The sequence below is a fragment of the Pantoea sp. sgz302252 genome (genome assembly GCF_047713085.1).
Lineage (GTDB): Bacteria > Pseudomonadota > Gammaproteobacteria > Enterobacterales > Enterobacteriaceae > Scandinavium.
The window spans coordinates 38,945-52,857 of the sequence record NZ_JBLFJW010000015.1 but is presented as its reverse complement, the minus strand read 5'-3'; the positions used below and the strand labels follow the sequence as shown (position 1 = coordinate 52,857).

The 13,913-nt window shown below is 51.2% G+C and carries 15 protein-coding genes and 1 pseudogene; 5 read left to right on the top strand and 11 right to left on the bottom strand.

The window, feature by feature from the left end:
* Window positions 1–8: 8 nt before the first annotated feature.
* From rhuM to ACLW56_RS13105, 3 genes are all read right to left on the bottom strand, one after another.
* Entirely contained in the window at window positions 9–1,016 is a 1,008-nt protein-coding gene (gene rhuM, locus ACLW56_RS13115; protein WP_330984214.1) for a RhuM family protein, read from the bottom strand.
* 121 nt (window positions 1,017–1,137) lie between these two features.
* The gene (locus ACLW56_RS13110) at window positions 1,138–2,526 is read right to left on the bottom strand and encodes a carbohydrate porin (RefSeq protein ID WP_330984213.1); all 1,389 of its coding nucleotides are present in this window, start codon (window positions 2,524–2,526) and stop codon (window positions 1,138–1,140) included.
* Between the two features lie 283 nt (window positions 2,527–2,809).
* Window positions 2,810–3,358, bottom strand: coding sequence for an XRE family transcriptional regulator (locus tag ACLW56_RS13105; RefSeq protein ID WP_330984212.1), 549 nt, complete (start codon window positions 3,356–3,358; stop codon window positions 2,810–2,812).
* 101 nt (window positions 3,359–3,459) lie between these two features.
* Between ACLW56_RS13105 and ACLW56_RS13100 the strand changes: the two are divergent.
* Window positions 3,460–3,612 (top strand): annotated as a pseudogene (locus ACLW56_RS13100) (AzlD domain-containing protein); the annotation flags it as partial.
* Here the strand turns inward: ACLW56_RS13100 and ACLW56_RS13095 are convergent.
* The 7 genes from ACLW56_RS13095 to ACLW56_RS13065 all read right to left on the bottom strand — a co-directional run bounded on the left by ACLW56_RS13095 (window position 3,578) and on the right by ACLW56_RS13065 (window position 8,432).
* On the bottom strand, window positions 3,578–4,162 hold the full coding sequence (locus tag ACLW56_RS13095) for an AAA family ATPase (protein WP_330984211.1): 585 nt from the start codon (window positions 4,160–4,162) through the stop codon (window positions 3,578–3,580). The pseudogene ACLW56_RS13100 and the gene ACLW56_RS13095 sit on opposite strands and share 35 nt — an antisense overlap.
* Window positions 4,159–4,596 carry a PTS sugar transporter subunit IIA gene (locus ACLW56_RS13090; RefSeq protein WP_330984210.1) on the bottom strand — a complete coding sequence of 146 codons (438 nt, stop codon included), beginning with the start codon at window positions 4,594–4,596 and terminating at the stop codon, window positions 4,159–4,161. Before ACLW56_RS13090 ends, ACLW56_RS13095 begins: the two co-directional genes overlap by 4 nt.
* A gap of 9 nt (window positions 4,597–4,605) precedes the next feature.
* Window positions 4,606–4,875: a hypothetical protein gene (locus ACLW56_RS13085; protein ID WP_330984209.1), complete on the bottom strand. Its 270-nt coding sequence runs from the start codon at window positions 4,873–4,875 to the stop codon at window positions 4,606–4,608.
* A gap of 61 nt (window positions 4,876–4,936) precedes the next feature.
* The gene (locus ACLW56_RS13080; RefSeq protein WP_330984208.1) at window positions 4,937–5,779 is read right to left on the bottom strand and encodes a class II fructose-bisphosphate aldolase; all 843 of its coding nucleotides are present in this window, start codon (window positions 5,777–5,779) and stop codon (window positions 4,937–4,939) included.
* Window positions 5,766–7,133 carry a PTS sugar transporter subunit IIC gene (locus tag ACLW56_RS13075; RefSeq protein WP_330984207.1) on the bottom strand — a complete coding sequence of 456 codons (1,368 nt, stop codon included), beginning with the start codon at window positions 7,131–7,133 and terminating at the stop codon, window positions 5,766–5,768. Before ACLW56_RS13075 ends, ACLW56_RS13080 begins: the two co-directional genes overlap by 14 nt.
* Window positions 7,126–7,440 (bottom strand): PTS sugar transporter subunit IIB, encoded by a 315-nt coding sequence (locus ACLW56_RS13070; protein ID WP_330984206.1) that lies wholly within the window; start codon window positions 7,438–7,440, stop codon window positions 7,126–7,128. The genes ACLW56_RS13075 and ACLW56_RS13070 overlap by 8 nt, the downstream gene beginning before the upstream one ends.
* 11 nt (window positions 7,441–7,451) lie before the next feature.
* Complete coding sequence (locus tag ACLW56_RS13065; RefSeq protein ID WP_330984205.1) at window positions 7,452–8,432, bottom strand: 6-phosphofructokinase; 981 nt, start codon at window positions 8,430–8,432, stop codon at window positions 7,452–7,454.
* A gap of 468 nt (window positions 8,433–8,900) precedes the next feature.
* Here ACLW56_RS13065 and ACLW56_RS13060 point away from each other — a divergent pair, with 468 nt between their 5' ends.
* From ACLW56_RS13060 to ACLW56_RS13045, 4 genes are read left to right on the top strand one after another with little or no spacing between them, the layout of a single operon-like run.
* On the top strand, window positions 8,901–9,347 hold the full coding sequence (locus tag ACLW56_RS13060) for a PTS fructose transporter subunit IIA (protein ID WP_330984204.1): 447 nt from the start codon (window positions 8,901–8,903) through the stop codon (window positions 9,345–9,347).
* Window positions 9,348–9,359: 12 nt separating this feature from the next.
* Entirely contained in the window at window positions 9,360–10,814 is a 1,455-nt protein-coding gene (locus tag ACLW56_RS13055) for a PTS fructose-like transporter subunit IIBC (protein ID WP_330984203.1), read from the top strand.
* On the top strand, window positions 10,795–11,856 hold the full coding sequence (locus ACLW56_RS13050) for an aminopeptidase (protein WP_330984202.1): 1,062 nt from the start codon (window positions 10,795–10,797) through the stop codon (window positions 11,854–11,856). Before ACLW56_RS13055 ends, ACLW56_RS13050 begins: the two co-directional genes overlap by 20 nt.
* Before the next feature lie 6 nt (window positions 11,857–11,862).
* Entirely contained in the window at window positions 11,863–13,608 is a 1,746-nt protein-coding gene (locus ACLW56_RS13045; RefSeq protein WP_330984201.1) for a putative frv operon regulatory protein, read from the top strand.
* A 42-nt stretch (window positions 13,609–13,650) separates the two neighbouring features.
* Here ACLW56_RS13045 and ACLW56_RS13040 read toward each other — a convergent pair whose 3' ends face one another.
* Window positions 13,651–13,863 carry a DUF1471 domain-containing protein gene (locus ACLW56_RS13040; RefSeq protein ID WP_330984200.1) on the bottom strand — a complete coding sequence of 71 codons (213 nt, stop codon included), beginning with the start codon at window positions 13,861–13,863 and terminating at the stop codon, window positions 13,651–13,653.
* Window positions 13,864–13,913: the final 50 nt, after the last annotated feature.

Here is a 13,913-nt window from a genome sequence, read left to right as displayed (position 1 = left end):
ACCTTCGCCTATCCCTTGAGTTTGCTTTTCTGCGTCAGTTTTTTTTCAAGCTGTTCCAATTGATCTAACTCCAGACGGTCAGCCTCAATGGCATTTTCTGTTGTTCTGATTTTATCAAATGACGCATAGCGTTCATGTGCAATGGAGACCATCTGCTCGTGGCTAAGAGAGCCGCAATGCTTGAGCAGCGGTTGCTCGTTAAACGCCATAAATTTGTCGATGAACTGTCGCCAGTCCGCCAGCAACACATGCTTTTTTTGTTTTGCCCGAAATTCTGCAAATTCAAAGAACATAGAGCAGAGGCGATTAAGATTATCCAGTTCATTTTCATCGAGGTAGTTCTTCGCAATGACCACATCGGCCTTACGTACTCTGACTCCTTTGAAGCTCAGCAAATTCATATTTATTTTACTGGCATCAGCTCTCTGCACGATCAATTCAGCAGCGGTATAGCCTGTCACGGCAAAAAACAACTTATTTTGTACCTCAGCAAAAAGCAAACCTGTTTCTTTTTCATTGGCCCTGTAATCTTCGGCGAGCGTGAAAAGGTCTCGAATCTTTTGATAGAAGCGCAGTTCGGAAGAACGAATATCACGGATACGCTCCAACAGCTCATCAAAATAATCCCATTTTGGATTTTTCAGCCGTTCATCATCCATGGCAAAACCTTTGGTCAGGTATTCACCAAGCGTTTGGGTCGCCCATTGCCTGAATTGGGTTCCCCGTGACGATCGAACGCGATAGCCGACAGCGATGATCATCGGAAGTGAATAGAGTAATGTCAGATACGCTTTTCCATCCGATCCAGTAGTAAACTTACGGTTTACAACTGCCTCTTCAGACAGCTCTCCCTCTGCGATCACGCTTTTCACGTGCTTGCCAATATTCTGCTTGGTGGTTTGATACAACTCGCCCATCTCCAGTTGCGTGAGCCAGACCTGTCCACCTAATTGACGCAAGGTAAACCGGGACTCGCCATCTTCAGAGGTATAGAGGATCAAATCGTTCTCAGGCATTGTGACTATCCTTGGGTGAAAGCTCATCGTGCTGCTGACCAGATAAAGCATTATGGCGCTGAGTATTGATGACATAAATACAAAATACCCGGCAACGCTCGCCGGGTATCATCATGAAGCATCAGAAATAATATTTAAACCGCACACGAGCGCCGTAACGATCATCGTTATCGCTGTCGGATGGCTTATCCTCAGCGTCAAGAATGGAGTAATAAGCCCCCAGATAGATATTGAAGTTCTGCATATCCATTACGTTCGGGATTTGGTACGAAGCGTGAATCGTGTGGATATCGTAGGTGCCTTCATCGGTTATCCAACAGTCGTTATCGCAAATCATGCCGCTGAAATCGTCGATTTTATTGTGCGCATAGATGTAACCCAGTTCGAAGCGCTGCCACAGTGCGTTAATGCCTGCGGTGAAATCTTTCTCTTCTGGCGCATCCATATAAGCCGTATTCAGGTTCACGACAATGCCGTTATCCGGATCGTTTTTCAGGCCGTTCCAGGTCATGGTCATCCCGTAACCGGTACGATCGGACTGATCGACAAAATTTCCTTTTTCATCGTAATAGCCGTACGCGTTACTCACGACGTTCGCTTCCATCGCCGCAGCAACAGAAAACGCGCCTTCAGACCAGGAAACGACCGGACGTAAATAGGCGACGTTTTTCTGTTGTTCCATATCACGACCGTGGTAGCCCCCTTCGTTATAAAGAGAGGTGCCGTCTTCCAACAGGGTATTGAGTTCGAAATACCAGTTGTCTATCTGCTTGCTCATCAGGAAGTTACCGCCCGCATCGGAACGTCCGCGTCCTTCCTTCATCATGTAGATATAGCCATTCCCGTCGTCATACAAATCGTTCGCCGTATTACCGGAATGCTCGACGAAGGTATCCTGATTCAGCGGGAACATATCGTAGGCTTCAAAACGCCCGACTTTCACTTTCCAGTCGTTTTCCTGGCCAAAGAAGAAGACCGCGTCATCGAGATCCACCGAGCCGGTCATATCCGCTAAAGGCTGTGCAGAGAAACCGGCGAAATAGCCATTTTCCAGTTTCCGCATGCCGTCGAAACCTAACAAAATTCGTCCGTTGAGGTTCCAGTTTTCATTATCGTTAGGGTTATTCAGGTCGGCGCTGGTCATCGCCAACATGCCGCGCTTACTTTCCGCATCCATGTTGAATTCGACGTCGCCGTAGATTTTAAGGTCGCCATAGCCGGATAAGGAAAGTGCCGGACTGGAGGCGTTCTTCGCCGTCTCTTCTTTTGGCGTTTCATTTTTGACAGTGACGCGTTGTTGAACGTCCTGCAACTCTTGTCTGTCTACCGTTTGCTGCGCTTTCAGATGAACCACTTCCTGTTCCGCTGCCGCTGCCCGGTTTTCGGCAGAAATTAATCGCTGTTCCAGTAATTCCAGTCGTTGTTCTACGGTGAGTTGGGTTGATTTTGCTGAGGCGGCATTCGCGCATAAAAGTAGCCCGATAGCGACAGCCAGTGTCGTTTTTCTCATGTGTCACAATCCTTGAGGAAATAAAAATAAAGCGAAACACAATTTCGCCATGAATAGATATTTGCGATGAATACTATTTCTATTTTTCATTCATCAGCTAACTGATATATAAATTAGCCAACTGATTGTTTGCGCTAAGGAAAAGAACAAACCCAAGGAGAATATTATTAAGGGAGAAAAGACGACATGAAAAATAACTCACAACGTGAGCGGTATAACGTCTGAAATTTTTTTCATGGATTATTTATAAATAATACGGCCTCAATATTGAGGCCGGTTATCATTAATTCTGTTCGGCGACCAGAATGGCCTGGGTATCTTCTTCCAGGGCTTTAAACACATGTTCTCTGTCTGCCGGGTAACAAATGTAATCCCCTTCATTCAGCTCTTCAGGCGCTTCCGTCAGCCCCACCAATGCCCGGCCCTGCGTCACGATAATATGTTCAACCGATCCTGGCGGATGGGGGTGAGAGATTCGGTCGGCCCCCGGCTGGGTCATCAGCAGATAGATGTCACGACGCGCACCCGGTGGGCAGGTCGCCAACAAAATGGCCTGATAGTTGGCTTGTTCCGCCACCACTTTGGTGCCCTCTCCACGGCGAATCACCTGCGTTGTCGCCGCCTGCGGTTCAAGCAGACGCGCAAAAGGAATATCCAGCGCAACGCACAGCGACCATAACGTTTCCAGGCCAGGATTACCGTTGCCCGCTTCCAGCTGTGACAGCGTAGATTTGGCTATCCCGGCACGGCGAGCAATTTCCGCCAGCGACAGCCCGGTTCGCTGGCGCTCCCGCACCAGACTTTTGGCGATGACGCTGATTGGCTGTGTCATACACGGCTCCGTATTTGTTGCGATAGAAGGTTAAATCGAACGAATCGTTCATCTTGAAAAACGATCTGACTGCGTTCATTATAATGGATACTCGTTCGATAACCTTCTTTGAAGGCAGCCATTTTGCCGGCAGCGCCAGGGCGATTGGCGTCGCCGTTGCGGTGTTCCTGGCCTGGCGAAAAGTGCCGCTGATTGTGGTGATCATCGCCGCCGCGGTGGTTACGGCGTTATTAAGGCTGGCTGGCCTTCCGTAAGGTGTTCTTTTACCCAGGCCGTCAGCCGAGTGAAATCAGCGGGAAGCTGGTCCTGGTGCAGATGATAAACCGGGCCAATCATCATCGGTTTCGCCCGGCTCGCCAACTGCGCCAGTTCGGGTAAGTACTCTTCGCCTGGATGACCCATTTTGCGGGCATCCAGCCGCTGAGCGTAGCGGCTCACGGCAAGTTCTGGTGAAATTTGATTCCAGATTTCAAGCACCCGCTCCACACCCGCCTGCTGTAAGAAACGCAACAGTGCATCTTTGGGTTGAAAACCAAACCAGGCATCCACAATCCATACGCAGTTTGCCGGGGCCTGAGCGATGATAGACCAGATGACTTCGTAGGCCGCACAACCCAACTTGCGGTTAAAGGGCCGATCGATGGTTTCGAATGTCGCCATAAAAGGCTCTTTAATTCCGTCAATCGTCAACGAAGGCGCGCCCAGATAGCTTGAGAGTTCGCGAGTGATCGTGCTTTTCCCCGACGCGGGAATACCGTTTACCAGAATGACCGTTTTGCAGTCGGTTAACAGACCGTGTTTCATAGCAGCGCCACCACCTCTTCTTTACTGTTGGCGGCTCTCAACCTTGCCAGCCGAGCATCATTATCCAGCAGGTCGACAATCGCGCGGATGCCTTCTTCAATGTGGGCGTTACTGTCTCTGGCACCAAACATGATGACGATATCCACCGCCTCGCTGTCGCCGAACCTGACCGGCTCCGTCAGCAACACCATGCTAAAACAGTTGCGCTTCACCCCACACTCCGGCCGCGCATGAGGGATCGCTATACCCTCATCAAACACATAATAAGCCCCGTGTTCGAGCGTATTCTGAATCACCGCTTCACCGTACTGTTCAGAAATAAACCCGTTCTCGACCAACGGCCTGGCCGCCTGACGAATAACGTCCTGCCACCGAGAAAGTGTGACACCCACCTGAATGGCATTGGCTTCAATCAGTAATTCTTTAATCGCCATTGCTGCTCCCTATATGTTGCGACGAATCACATTACGTAAGGCATCAATTTGCTCAAAGAGCGTGTCCACCTGTGAGCGATAACGCTGGCTGCTGGCATACACTTTTAGCGCACGGTTGTAGGTCAGCATTAATTGTTTCTGTGCTTCACTGTCGCGAGGATCTTTTTCAAGCCTCGCCTCCAGTTCCGCTATTTCCTCAGAGAGCTGTTGCGCCTGAAGATCATTTTCCACACCCTTCTCTGGCGCTTTTTCCCATAATGACTTGAGCGATTTAAACATAGCCGACTCCAGCCCCGACGGGTGCCGGGGCACCAGGGTTTGAATATAAAATAGACGGAACTTATTTAAACAGGGCGATCTTTTCCATTAAGACATTGGTGACCGCATCGTTTGCCGGGATTAAAAATTTGCGCACGCTGTCATTCACTTTTCCCTTCTCAAACATGGTCTTGCATTGCCCGACCCACTGCACATTCATTTCGGTTCCGACATTCACTTTATTAATACCTTCGGTCACGACAAGCCGCATGTCAGCATCGCTGACGCCCGTCCCACCGTGCAGAACCAGCGGCGTTTTGGTGGCTTCGCTGATCTCTTTTAGCCGCTGATGTTGAATATGGGCTTTCCCCGTATAAAGCCCATGAACAGTACCAACCGAAACCGCCAGCATATCTACATGTGTTTCTTCAATAAAATGCCTGGCTTCTTCCACAGTCGTAAAACAAATATCTTCTTCCGCCACGGCCTTTCCATCTTCAGAGCCACCGATAGCGCCCAACTCCGCTTCGACAGAGATATTTCCTGGACGCGCCATCTCCACCACAATTCGGGTATTGGCAATATTGTCTTCCAGCGATAAATGCGAGCCGTCATACATCACGGAAGAAAACCCGGCATTCATGGCGGTTTCGATGGCTTTAATATCAGAGCAATGATCAAGGTGCAGGCACGTCGGGACATTTTCACTTTCCGCTAATGAGCGAACGGAATCGACCAGCAGTTTATACCCCAAATATTCGGCGGTGCCGGTAGAGATCTGAATCATCAACGGGCTGTCCGTTTTTTTGGCCGCCCGGAAAAAAGCGGGCAACATTTCGATGCAGTGTAAATTGAATGACCCAATCGCTTTGAACTGACGTTGCTGAGCCACATCCAGTATCGCGTTAAAATTAAGCAGACTCATGAACCTTCTCCCCTTTAGGCTTGGTTGATTTGCCATTCACAAACCAGGCAAGTGCAGCGACAAAAACACTAAACAGCAGGACGAACAACCAGTTATTCTGGAACGCATGCCCCAGAACCAGGCCAGTACTGATAACGTCGGAATCACTGAAGGTCACGCCAGTGAAGCCGTAACTTTCAAGCATGGGTACCAGAATGGCTGGCAGCAGCGTGATAAACAGACCGTGCACCACACCGCCAATCATTGCGCCGCGACGGCCGCCAAGCGCATTACCAAACACGCCTGCGGTGCCTCCGGCAAAGAAGTTAGTGAGCAAGCCGGGCAGGATCATCGCCAGGCCAAACATCGGGAACACCAGCATGCCGATGATTGAGCCAACGGTGGTCGCCAGGAAACCAACAATCACGGCGTTAGGCGCATAAGGAAACAGCACCGGACAGTCGAGGGCGGGTTTTGCATCCGGCACAATCCGCATGGCGATCCCACGGAATGCAGGCACCAGCTCGTTCAACAGCAAACGCACGCCGCTGTAGAGAACAAACACGCCAGCCACAAACTGAATGGACTGCATAAAGGCATACATCAGGTAGTTCATGCCGCCAGAGAACTGAGCGATATACCCAGGACCCGCCGCCAGAGCAGGGATCAGGTACATCGGCACCATCACCACCGCCATCGAAAGGTAGGTGTCTTGCAGGAATTTGAAGTTATCGGGCAGCTCCAGATCTTCCGTTGAACGAGACCCCTTCCCGACCACTTTCGCCACTGCGGCCTGAACCAGATAGCCGATGGTGCAAAAGTGCCCGAGCGCCACGTCATCGGAGTCAGTAATGCGTCTGACCACCGGCTGCGCCAGCGCAGGCATGACAACCGCCATGACGCCACCGAAAATACCGCCGGTTAAAATTAATGGCAGCCCGGTCAACCCGGCTTTATAGCCAATCACGGTGCCGATGGTTGCCATCCACAATAAGGCCTGCCCGGTCAGAAAGATGTATTTCAGCGGCGTGAGTCGGGCAATGATGATATTGACGGCGAAGATAACCATTAGCGTCATCGCCACTTCAGAACCGAGCTCTCTATTCGCCAACCCGGCAATGGCTGCCACATCGGTGATATAGCCTTTCATACCGAAACCCTGGGTAAAGATATCGTTGAGGAACGTCAGCGTTGCCACAATGATATTGATCCCGGCCATCATGATCAGAAAGCCCAGCAGCGTTTTAAACGTTCCTTCCGCAATTTTACCCGGTGATTTCTTTTGCAGGATAAGCCCCAGCATCGCAATAAACGCGACCAATATTGAAGCCTGCCCCAGCAAATCTTTAACGATAAATTCGATGAAACTATTCATGATCGGCCACCATCAAATTTTTCTCTTTGAGAAAAGCGACGATTTTCTTTTCGATTTCCTCTTTATCCGTTAATTTCTGCAAAATAATGACGCGCTTCGATTCTTCTTCACTGGCATCTGCCGTTAAAATATCGGCAAAGGTTTTCGAGGTCAGAATCAAATCAGATTTAAATGCCCCAGCCTCGGACACTGTGGTGTGCTCAATCTGCGCCGGAATTTCCAGTTTTTTTAATACGGCTTTAGCACTCATTTCAATTGCAAAGCTTGAGCCGAGGCCGCAGCCACATACGCAAAGAACTTTTAACATGTAGGGTCTCCTCAAATAATTTTGAGTTGCATGGCAAGTTTATAATGATGTCCTTCGGTATCTACCAGACGTTTTGTTATACTAATTAAATCAATCGGAATCGGTTTGTTGCTGGAATTAATAATAATGGCTTTATTTCTCATGCCGGACTGAATACAGCGCACAACTTCGCTAGCCATAATGGTGCCCTGATAAATCTCTTCACAGGTGGGTTCTCCACTGCGTAAGCCAAAGCCCACAATGGCTTTACGGATGCGTACGCCGATTTTAGGTTCCAGCTGTTTGATCATGGTGTCGACGGCCCCCTGAAACCCGGGGGAGTATTCCCTGGTGTAGCCCTCAGAGCAGAGGATAACGACGCTATTCTGCTGGCTGAGTTTGTCCTGAATACGTGTTACAAGGTTCGCGAGGGGAATCTGGCATTCCGGAATAAGCGCCAGATCCGCATTGCTTTTTATAGCGGCCTGAAGGGTGAGCTCACCGCAATATCCGCCCAGGACTTCGACCATAAACACCCGACCGGGCAAGGCTCTTCCCGTATTTCTGAGCTTGGCCACTTCCTTAATAATTTGCTCGCAGGCCGTTGAAAATCCAATCGTATAATCGCTGCCATACACGTCATTATCGATGGTCATGCCGACGCCAAAGCAATTAACATCAAATTCGCTCAGGGTATTTAAAAACTGCAACGAACCATCGCCACCTGCCATGATTAAAATATCAATACGTAATGACTTGAGCTTTTTGGCAATCTCTTCGTATTCCACGCGCATAAGTTTTCGCGCGGTACGACCCGACGTAATTATCGGCATGGCAGAAATAGAGTAATCCACCAAATCGCGGAGAGACACTTCCTGATGGTTTTTTTCCAGTAGCCCCGGAATTCCCCCATTAAAAAGAGTGATATCCGCCTGAGCCAGTCTCGCAATTTGAAAGATAAAGTTATTGATGCCTGAAACATCACCACCACTAACGACAATACCGATTTTCATCTCATATCCTTACTGGTCTCTTTCCACTATTTTTCCCTGACTTCAAGAGTCACATTTGCAATTGAGATCACAAAAATCTCATAATTTCACTGAGCCAGATGTTTGACATGGGGTATTTAAGGGAATTATTTGTGATATGCATCACTTAATAAAATTTATGTGTTCTGAATATTTTCTGATTTTAATATTGTATTTCAGGGAGTTAATTAAGAAGAGGGCGATAGCACGCGAGGAAGTGCTTTTGCGCCTGGCAGAGGAAAATCCGAAATGGAAATTTGTGAGCCTTACCTCGTTTTTTTGTTTTCAAAGGGCGCTGACGTCCTGCAAATGACGCCGAAGTGTGCTTTACCCCACATAATTTCTCGTGGATTAAACCTCATATTGTCAGTTTCCACGGACATATTACCGCTCATTACCGGGCCAGACTGCCGTTACTATCAGAGGGTATTTTTTCTCTGGAGTCATGTGATGGCTGTAATAACCCCCGACTGCATCAACCTCAATATTCGCGGCAATACTGACTACGCCATTCTCAAGGCGTTGGCAGATATGGCTTATCAGCGCGGTTTTGTCACGGATAAAGCCCTGTTTCTGCAAACGCTGCTGAAACGCGAAAAGCTGCACTCCACCGGCTTTGGCTCAGGCATTGCTGTGCCGCATGGCAAAAGCGCCTGCGTGAAGCAACCCTTTGTTCTGTTTGCCCGTAAATCCGAACGCGTCGACTGGAAGGCCGCTGATGGCGAGCCGGTCAACTGCTGGATTTGCATCGGCGTGCCGCAGGAAGGGGAAGACAATCAGGTGAAAATGATCGGCAGCCTGTGCCGCAAGATCATTCACGCCGACTTTATTAGCCAACTGCAAACGGGTGACGTCAGCCGCATTCTCACCCAGCTCAATCAGACGCTCAGCGAGTAAAAGGAAGCTGCTATGGAATCGTCATTGCGCGTTGTTGCCATCACCAACTGCCCGGCGGGGATCGCCCACACTTATATGGTTGCCGAAGCGCTGGAGCAGAAAGCCCGTGCGCTGGGCCATGTCATTCGGGTCGAAACGCAAGGCTCCAGCGGAGTCGAAAACCGCCTGAGCGACGCTGAAATTGCAGCGGCAGATTACGTTATTCTCGCTACCGGACGTGGGATCAGTAACGATGACCGTCAGCGCTTCGTCGGGAAAAAAGTCTATGAAATCCCCATTTCGCAGGCACTGAAGAACATCGATCAGATTTTCACTCAATTACCCACCCATTCTCAGATGTTTAGCGCAGATAGCGCCATGAAGCTGGGCAAACAGGACGTTGTGCAGGGCAGCGTGATGAGCCACTTAATGGCGGGCGTGTCTGCGGCACTGCCGTTTGTCATCGGCGGCGGTATTCTTGTCGCCATCGCCAACATGCTGGTGCAAATGGGGCTGCCTTACACCGACATGGCCAAAGGCGCGCCGTCGTTTACCTGGGTTGTCGAATCCATCGGCTACCTCGGGTTCACCTTTATGATCCCGATTATGGGCGCGTATATCGCCTCGTCGATTGCCGATAAACCCGCCTTCGCCCCGGCGTTTCTGGTGTGCTACCTCGCTAACGATAAAGGCCTGCTCGGCACACAGTCCGGCGCGGGTTTTCTGGGCGCGGTGGTACTTGGATTGGCGATTGGCTATTTCGTCCTGTGGTTTCGCAAGGTTCGCCTGGGTAAGGCCCTGCAACCGTTGCTCGGTTCAATGTTGATTCCGTTTGTTACCCTTCTGCTGTTTGGCGTGCTCACCTACTACCTCGTCGGGCCGTTTATGTCCGATTTGATGAGCGGCCTGCTGCATTTTCTCAACACCATTCCGCCCTCGATGAAGCTTGGCGCGGCGTTCCTGGTCGGGGCGATGCTGGCGTTCGATATGGGTGGGCCCATTAATAAAACCGCGTGGTTCTTCTGCTTCTCGCTGCTCGAAAAACACATTTATGACTGGTACGCCATTGTGGGCGTGGTGGCGCTGATGCCACCGATGGCGGCGGGGATCGCCACCTACCTCGCACCAAAACTGTTCACGCAACAGGAAAAAAGCGCCGCCAGTAGCGCCATCGTCGTCGGCGCAACGGTCGCTACCGAACCGGCCATTCCTTATGCATTGGCTGCCCCACTGCCGATGATTACCGCCAATACGCTGAGCGGCGGCATCACCGGCATGCTGGTCATTGCTTTTGGCATCAAGCGTCTTGCGCCGGGTCTTGGCGTGTTCGATCCGCTCATAGGGCTGATGTCCCCGGTGGGTTCTTTCTATCTGGTGCTGGCAGTCGGGCTCGCGCTGAATATCTCACTGATTATTGTGCTGAAAGGCCTCTGGCTTAAACGTAAAACCCCCCAACAGGAAACGGCTCATGAACAACGAACTGCTTAAGCAGCTGTGTCAGGCCACCGCCGTAAGCGGTGATGAACAGGAAGTTCGCGATATTTTGCACGCCACGCTGGAGGGCCACGCCGAGGAAATCAACTTTGACGGGCTGGGCAGTTTTATCGCCCGCAAAGGCAGCCACGGGCCAAAAGTGGCGATTGTTGGGCACATGGACGAAGTGGGGTTCATGGTCAGCCACATCACCGACGACGGCTTTCTGCGTTTTGCCACCGTGGGCGGATGGTGGAGCCAGTCGATGCTCAACCACCGGGTGACCGTGCGCACACGCTCCGGCCAGCATGTGCCGGGCGTAGTTGGTTCGGTTGCACCGCACGCGCTGACTGAAAAGCAAAAGCAGCAGCCGGTCGATTTTGATGAGATGTTCATCGATATTGGTGCCAACAGTCGCGAAGAAGTGGCCATCCGTGGCATTTCCATTGGCGACTTTATCAGCCCGGAAGGCCATTTCGCCCGCTGGGGCGAGGACAAAATCGTCGCCAAAGCGCTCGACAACCGTGCAGGATGCGCATTAATGGCTGAGCTGTTTATGGCCGTCAATAACCCGGCGATTACTCTGTATGGCGTGGCGAGCGTGGAGGAAGAAGTCGGCCTGCGTGGCGCTCAGACATCGGCAGAAACCATTAAACCTGACGTCGTCATTGTGCTGGACACCGCCGTGGCAGGGGATGTACCCGGCATCGACAAAGTGAAGTTTCCGCTGAAGCTGGGCAACGGCCCTGCGGCGATGCTGTTTGATAAGCGCTATTTTCCGAATCAGAAACTCACGGCGCTGCTGAAAGCGTCGGCGGAAAAAACGGAAGCGAACCTCCAGTTCTGCATCATGAAAACCGGGGCGACAGACGGCGGGCGCTACAACGTAATGGGAGGTGGTCGCCCGGTGCTGGCACTTTGCCTGCCAACACGCTATCTGCACGCCAACAGTGGGATGATTTCTGAAAAGGATTACGCTGCGCTGTTTTCCATGGTGCGTCACCTCTTGCAGCAGTTGAACGGTGATACGGTGGCCACACTTTGTGATTTCAGGTGATCAGGGATGCTTAACGAACGTCAGCTAGGGCTTTTAGAAAAACTGGAACAGCAGCCCAGCGCTCTTGCGGAGCTGGCACAACAGGCTGGCGTTTCTGCCCGAACTATCACCCGTGATATCGACTACCTGAATTTTACGCTCAGCGGTCGTGCGCGGGTGATCAATCAAGGCAACGCGGGCGTTCACCTGGAAATCCTCGACCGAAAGCACTACTTCCAGCTCCTGCAGCGCCACGACAATGACGATCAGTTGCTGGCGCTGCTCTTGCTGAACGGGTTTACCACTCGTCTTCAACTGGCAGATGCTTTGCATCTTCCGGAAACGCTGGTTGCCGATAAACTGGTGAAGCTGCGCCAGCGCTATGAAAAAATCTTTACCCTCGCAGGACGCCCCGGCGTGGGTTATTTCATCGACGAACCTGAGTCACGGCAAATTTTGCTGCTCGCCAACCTGTTGAAGAAAGACCCCTTCGTTTCTTCACTGACTGGTTTTAACTATGCCACCGTAGAGCGGCTTTCTGCGGCCATCGCGTCTTTACCGTCCTGGCCTGCTATTCACCGGGACTATGTGGTCAGCGTGATCCTCGCGGTATGGTCGATGCGCAACCTTGTGCGCGGCGGTTTGCAAACCTGGGCGAATCATGAGGTGTCAGGCTGTATCGAAGCCGCAGGGCTTTATTTCAGTGCGAAAACGCTCTGCGTGCTCGTTTCGCTGCTGGATGAACTCCAGAGTCAGGCCGAATCCATCACGCCGTCGCTGATTCAGCAACTGCTCAGCGACACGCAAACGGCGCACCCCGGCAGCGTATTGGATAGTCAATTAATCGAAGACTTAACCGGACATGTGACGCGCTGCGCCGCTTCCCCCATGTGGGTGGCGGAAAATCGACAGGGCAGCATGAATAACCTCAAAGCGGCCTGGCCCGTGGCCTTTGATATGAGTATTCACTTTATTCATCTTCTGCGGGAAAAATTAGGGGTCGTCGTCTCGGACAGCGATCTGGTTGGCCTTTACTTTGCCTGCGCGCTGGAACGCCAGCAGACCGATCGCCAGCCGGTGATCCTGCTCACCGAGCAAAACGCGATCGCCACCATCAATAAGCTCGCTATCGAGCGTGACGTCCTGAACTGCCGGGTGCATATCGTGCACAGCCTCGCTGCCCTGCAGGGTATATCCGAAGAAATTCAGCCCGTCTGCATCATCAATAACAGCCACCTGCCGCTGGATGACGCCACTGAAAATGTGCTAAACATCCGCAACATCATCACCCCGACAGGTATCGGGCAAATCAAAGATTTTCTCGACACCGCTTTTATTTGCCAGAGCCTGCACAGGCTGTTTCCGGCGGAGGCCAGTTTTCATGATGATAATCAGTCGGGGGAGAGCTGGCTGGAGATTTGCGCCCGTGTAAGCCAGCGGCTCTCTCGTGAAGGATATCTCACGGCGGATGAAGCCTGGCGAATTTGCCAGCGCGAACAGGAAGGGGAAAATCTGATCGTCAATCAACTGGCTATTCCACACTGCTGGAGCGATAAAGAAGCTTCGTTTCGGGGATTTTTTATCACACTTTCACGCCCAACCACTGTGAATCATGAGCCTGTCAGCCATATGCTGATAGCCTGCGCCAGCGCGTCTGCCAGACATGAATCAAAGATTTTTAGCTATCTTGCACGAACGCTGTATAAACATGTGCCGGGAAAAATTGCGGGATTACGGAACGTTGAGGATTTTTTGACACTGCTGAGGGAGTAAACCTGTCCCGGGCTCAGAGGAGCCAGGGACAGCGGCTAAAACTTATTTATTCAGTTCTGCAGTCATGTGGACCTGGTTACCGTTGAAAGCCTGAGTAATTTTGTAAGAAGACGCGCCAGCTTCCTGAGCCTGAGCGGCAATTTTCGCTTCAGCACCGTCGAGGGTGGTGGACGTTGCGGTCACTGTCTGTGCAGCGAAAGAACCGAAAGAAGTAGCCAGAGCGATAACTGCGACAAAAGTTTTGATGCTTTTCATGATATAAACCCTTCAATTAAGTTGTCCTGGTAAGGCACCGCGCCTTAATG

What these genes read in the sequence shown, in the direction of transcription:
- rhuM (WP_330984214.1), bottom strand. Translation starts at nt 1,016, where the DNA reads ATGCCTGAGAACGATTTGATCCTCTATACCTCTGAAGATGGCGAGTCC.
- ACLW56_RS13110 (WP_330984213.1), bottom strand. Translation starts at nt 2,526, where the DNA reads ATGAGAAAAACGACACTGGCTGTCGCTATCGGGCTACTTTTATGCGCG.
- ACLW56_RS13105 (WP_330984212.1), bottom strand. Translation starts at nt 3,358, where the DNA reads ATGACACAGCCAATCAGCGTCATCGCCAAAAGTCTGGTGCGGGAGCGC.
- ACLW56_RS13095 (WP_330984211.1), bottom strand. Translation starts at nt 4,162, where the DNA reads ATGAAACACGGTCTGTTAACCGACTGCAAAACGGTCATTCTGGTAAAC.
- ACLW56_RS13090 (WP_330984210.1), bottom strand. Translation starts at nt 4,596, where the DNA reads ATGGCGATTAAAGAATTACTGATTGAAGCCAATGCCATTCAGGTGGGT.
- ACLW56_RS13085 (WP_330984209.1), bottom strand. Translation starts at nt 4,875, where the DNA reads ATGTTTAAATCGCTCAAGTCATTATGGGAAAAAGCGCCAGAGAAGGGT.
- ACLW56_RS13080 (WP_330984208.1), bottom strand. Translation starts at nt 5,779, where the DNA reads ATGAGTCTGCTTAATTTTAACGCGATACTGGATGTGGCTCAGCAACGT.
- ACLW56_RS13075 (WP_330984207.1), bottom strand. Translation starts at nt 7,133, where the DNA reads ATGAATAGTTTCATCGAATTTATCGTTAAAGATTTGCTGGGGCAGGCT.
- ACLW56_RS13070 (WP_330984206.1), bottom strand. Translation starts at nt 7,440, where the DNA reads ATGTTAAAAGTTCTTTGCGTATGTGGCTGCGGCCTCGGCTCAAGCTTT.
- ACLW56_RS13065 (WP_330984205.1), bottom strand. Translation starts at nt 8,432, where the DNA reads ATGAAAATCGGTATTGTCGTTAGTGGTGGTGATGTTTCAGGCATCAAT.
- ACLW56_RS13060 (WP_330984204.1), top strand. Translation starts at nt 8,901, where the DNA reads ATGGCTGTAATAACCCCCGACTGCATCAACCTCAATATTCGCGGCAAT.
- ACLW56_RS13055 (WP_330984203.1), top strand. Translation starts at nt 9,360, where the DNA reads ATGGAATCGTCATTGCGCGTTGTTGCCATCACCAACTGCCCGGCGGGG.
- ACLW56_RS13050 (WP_330984202.1), top strand. Translation starts at nt 10,795, where the DNA reads ATGAACAACGAACTGCTTAAGCAGCTGTGTCAGGCCACCGCCGTAAGC.
- ACLW56_RS13045 (WP_330984201.1), top strand. Translation starts at nt 11,863, where the DNA reads ATGCTTAACGAACGTCAGCTAGGGCTTTTAGAAAAACTGGAACAGCAG.
- ACLW56_RS13040 (WP_330984200.1), bottom strand. Translation starts at nt 13,863, where the DNA reads ATGAAAAGCATCAAAACTTTTGTCGCAGTTATCGCTCTGGCTACTTCT.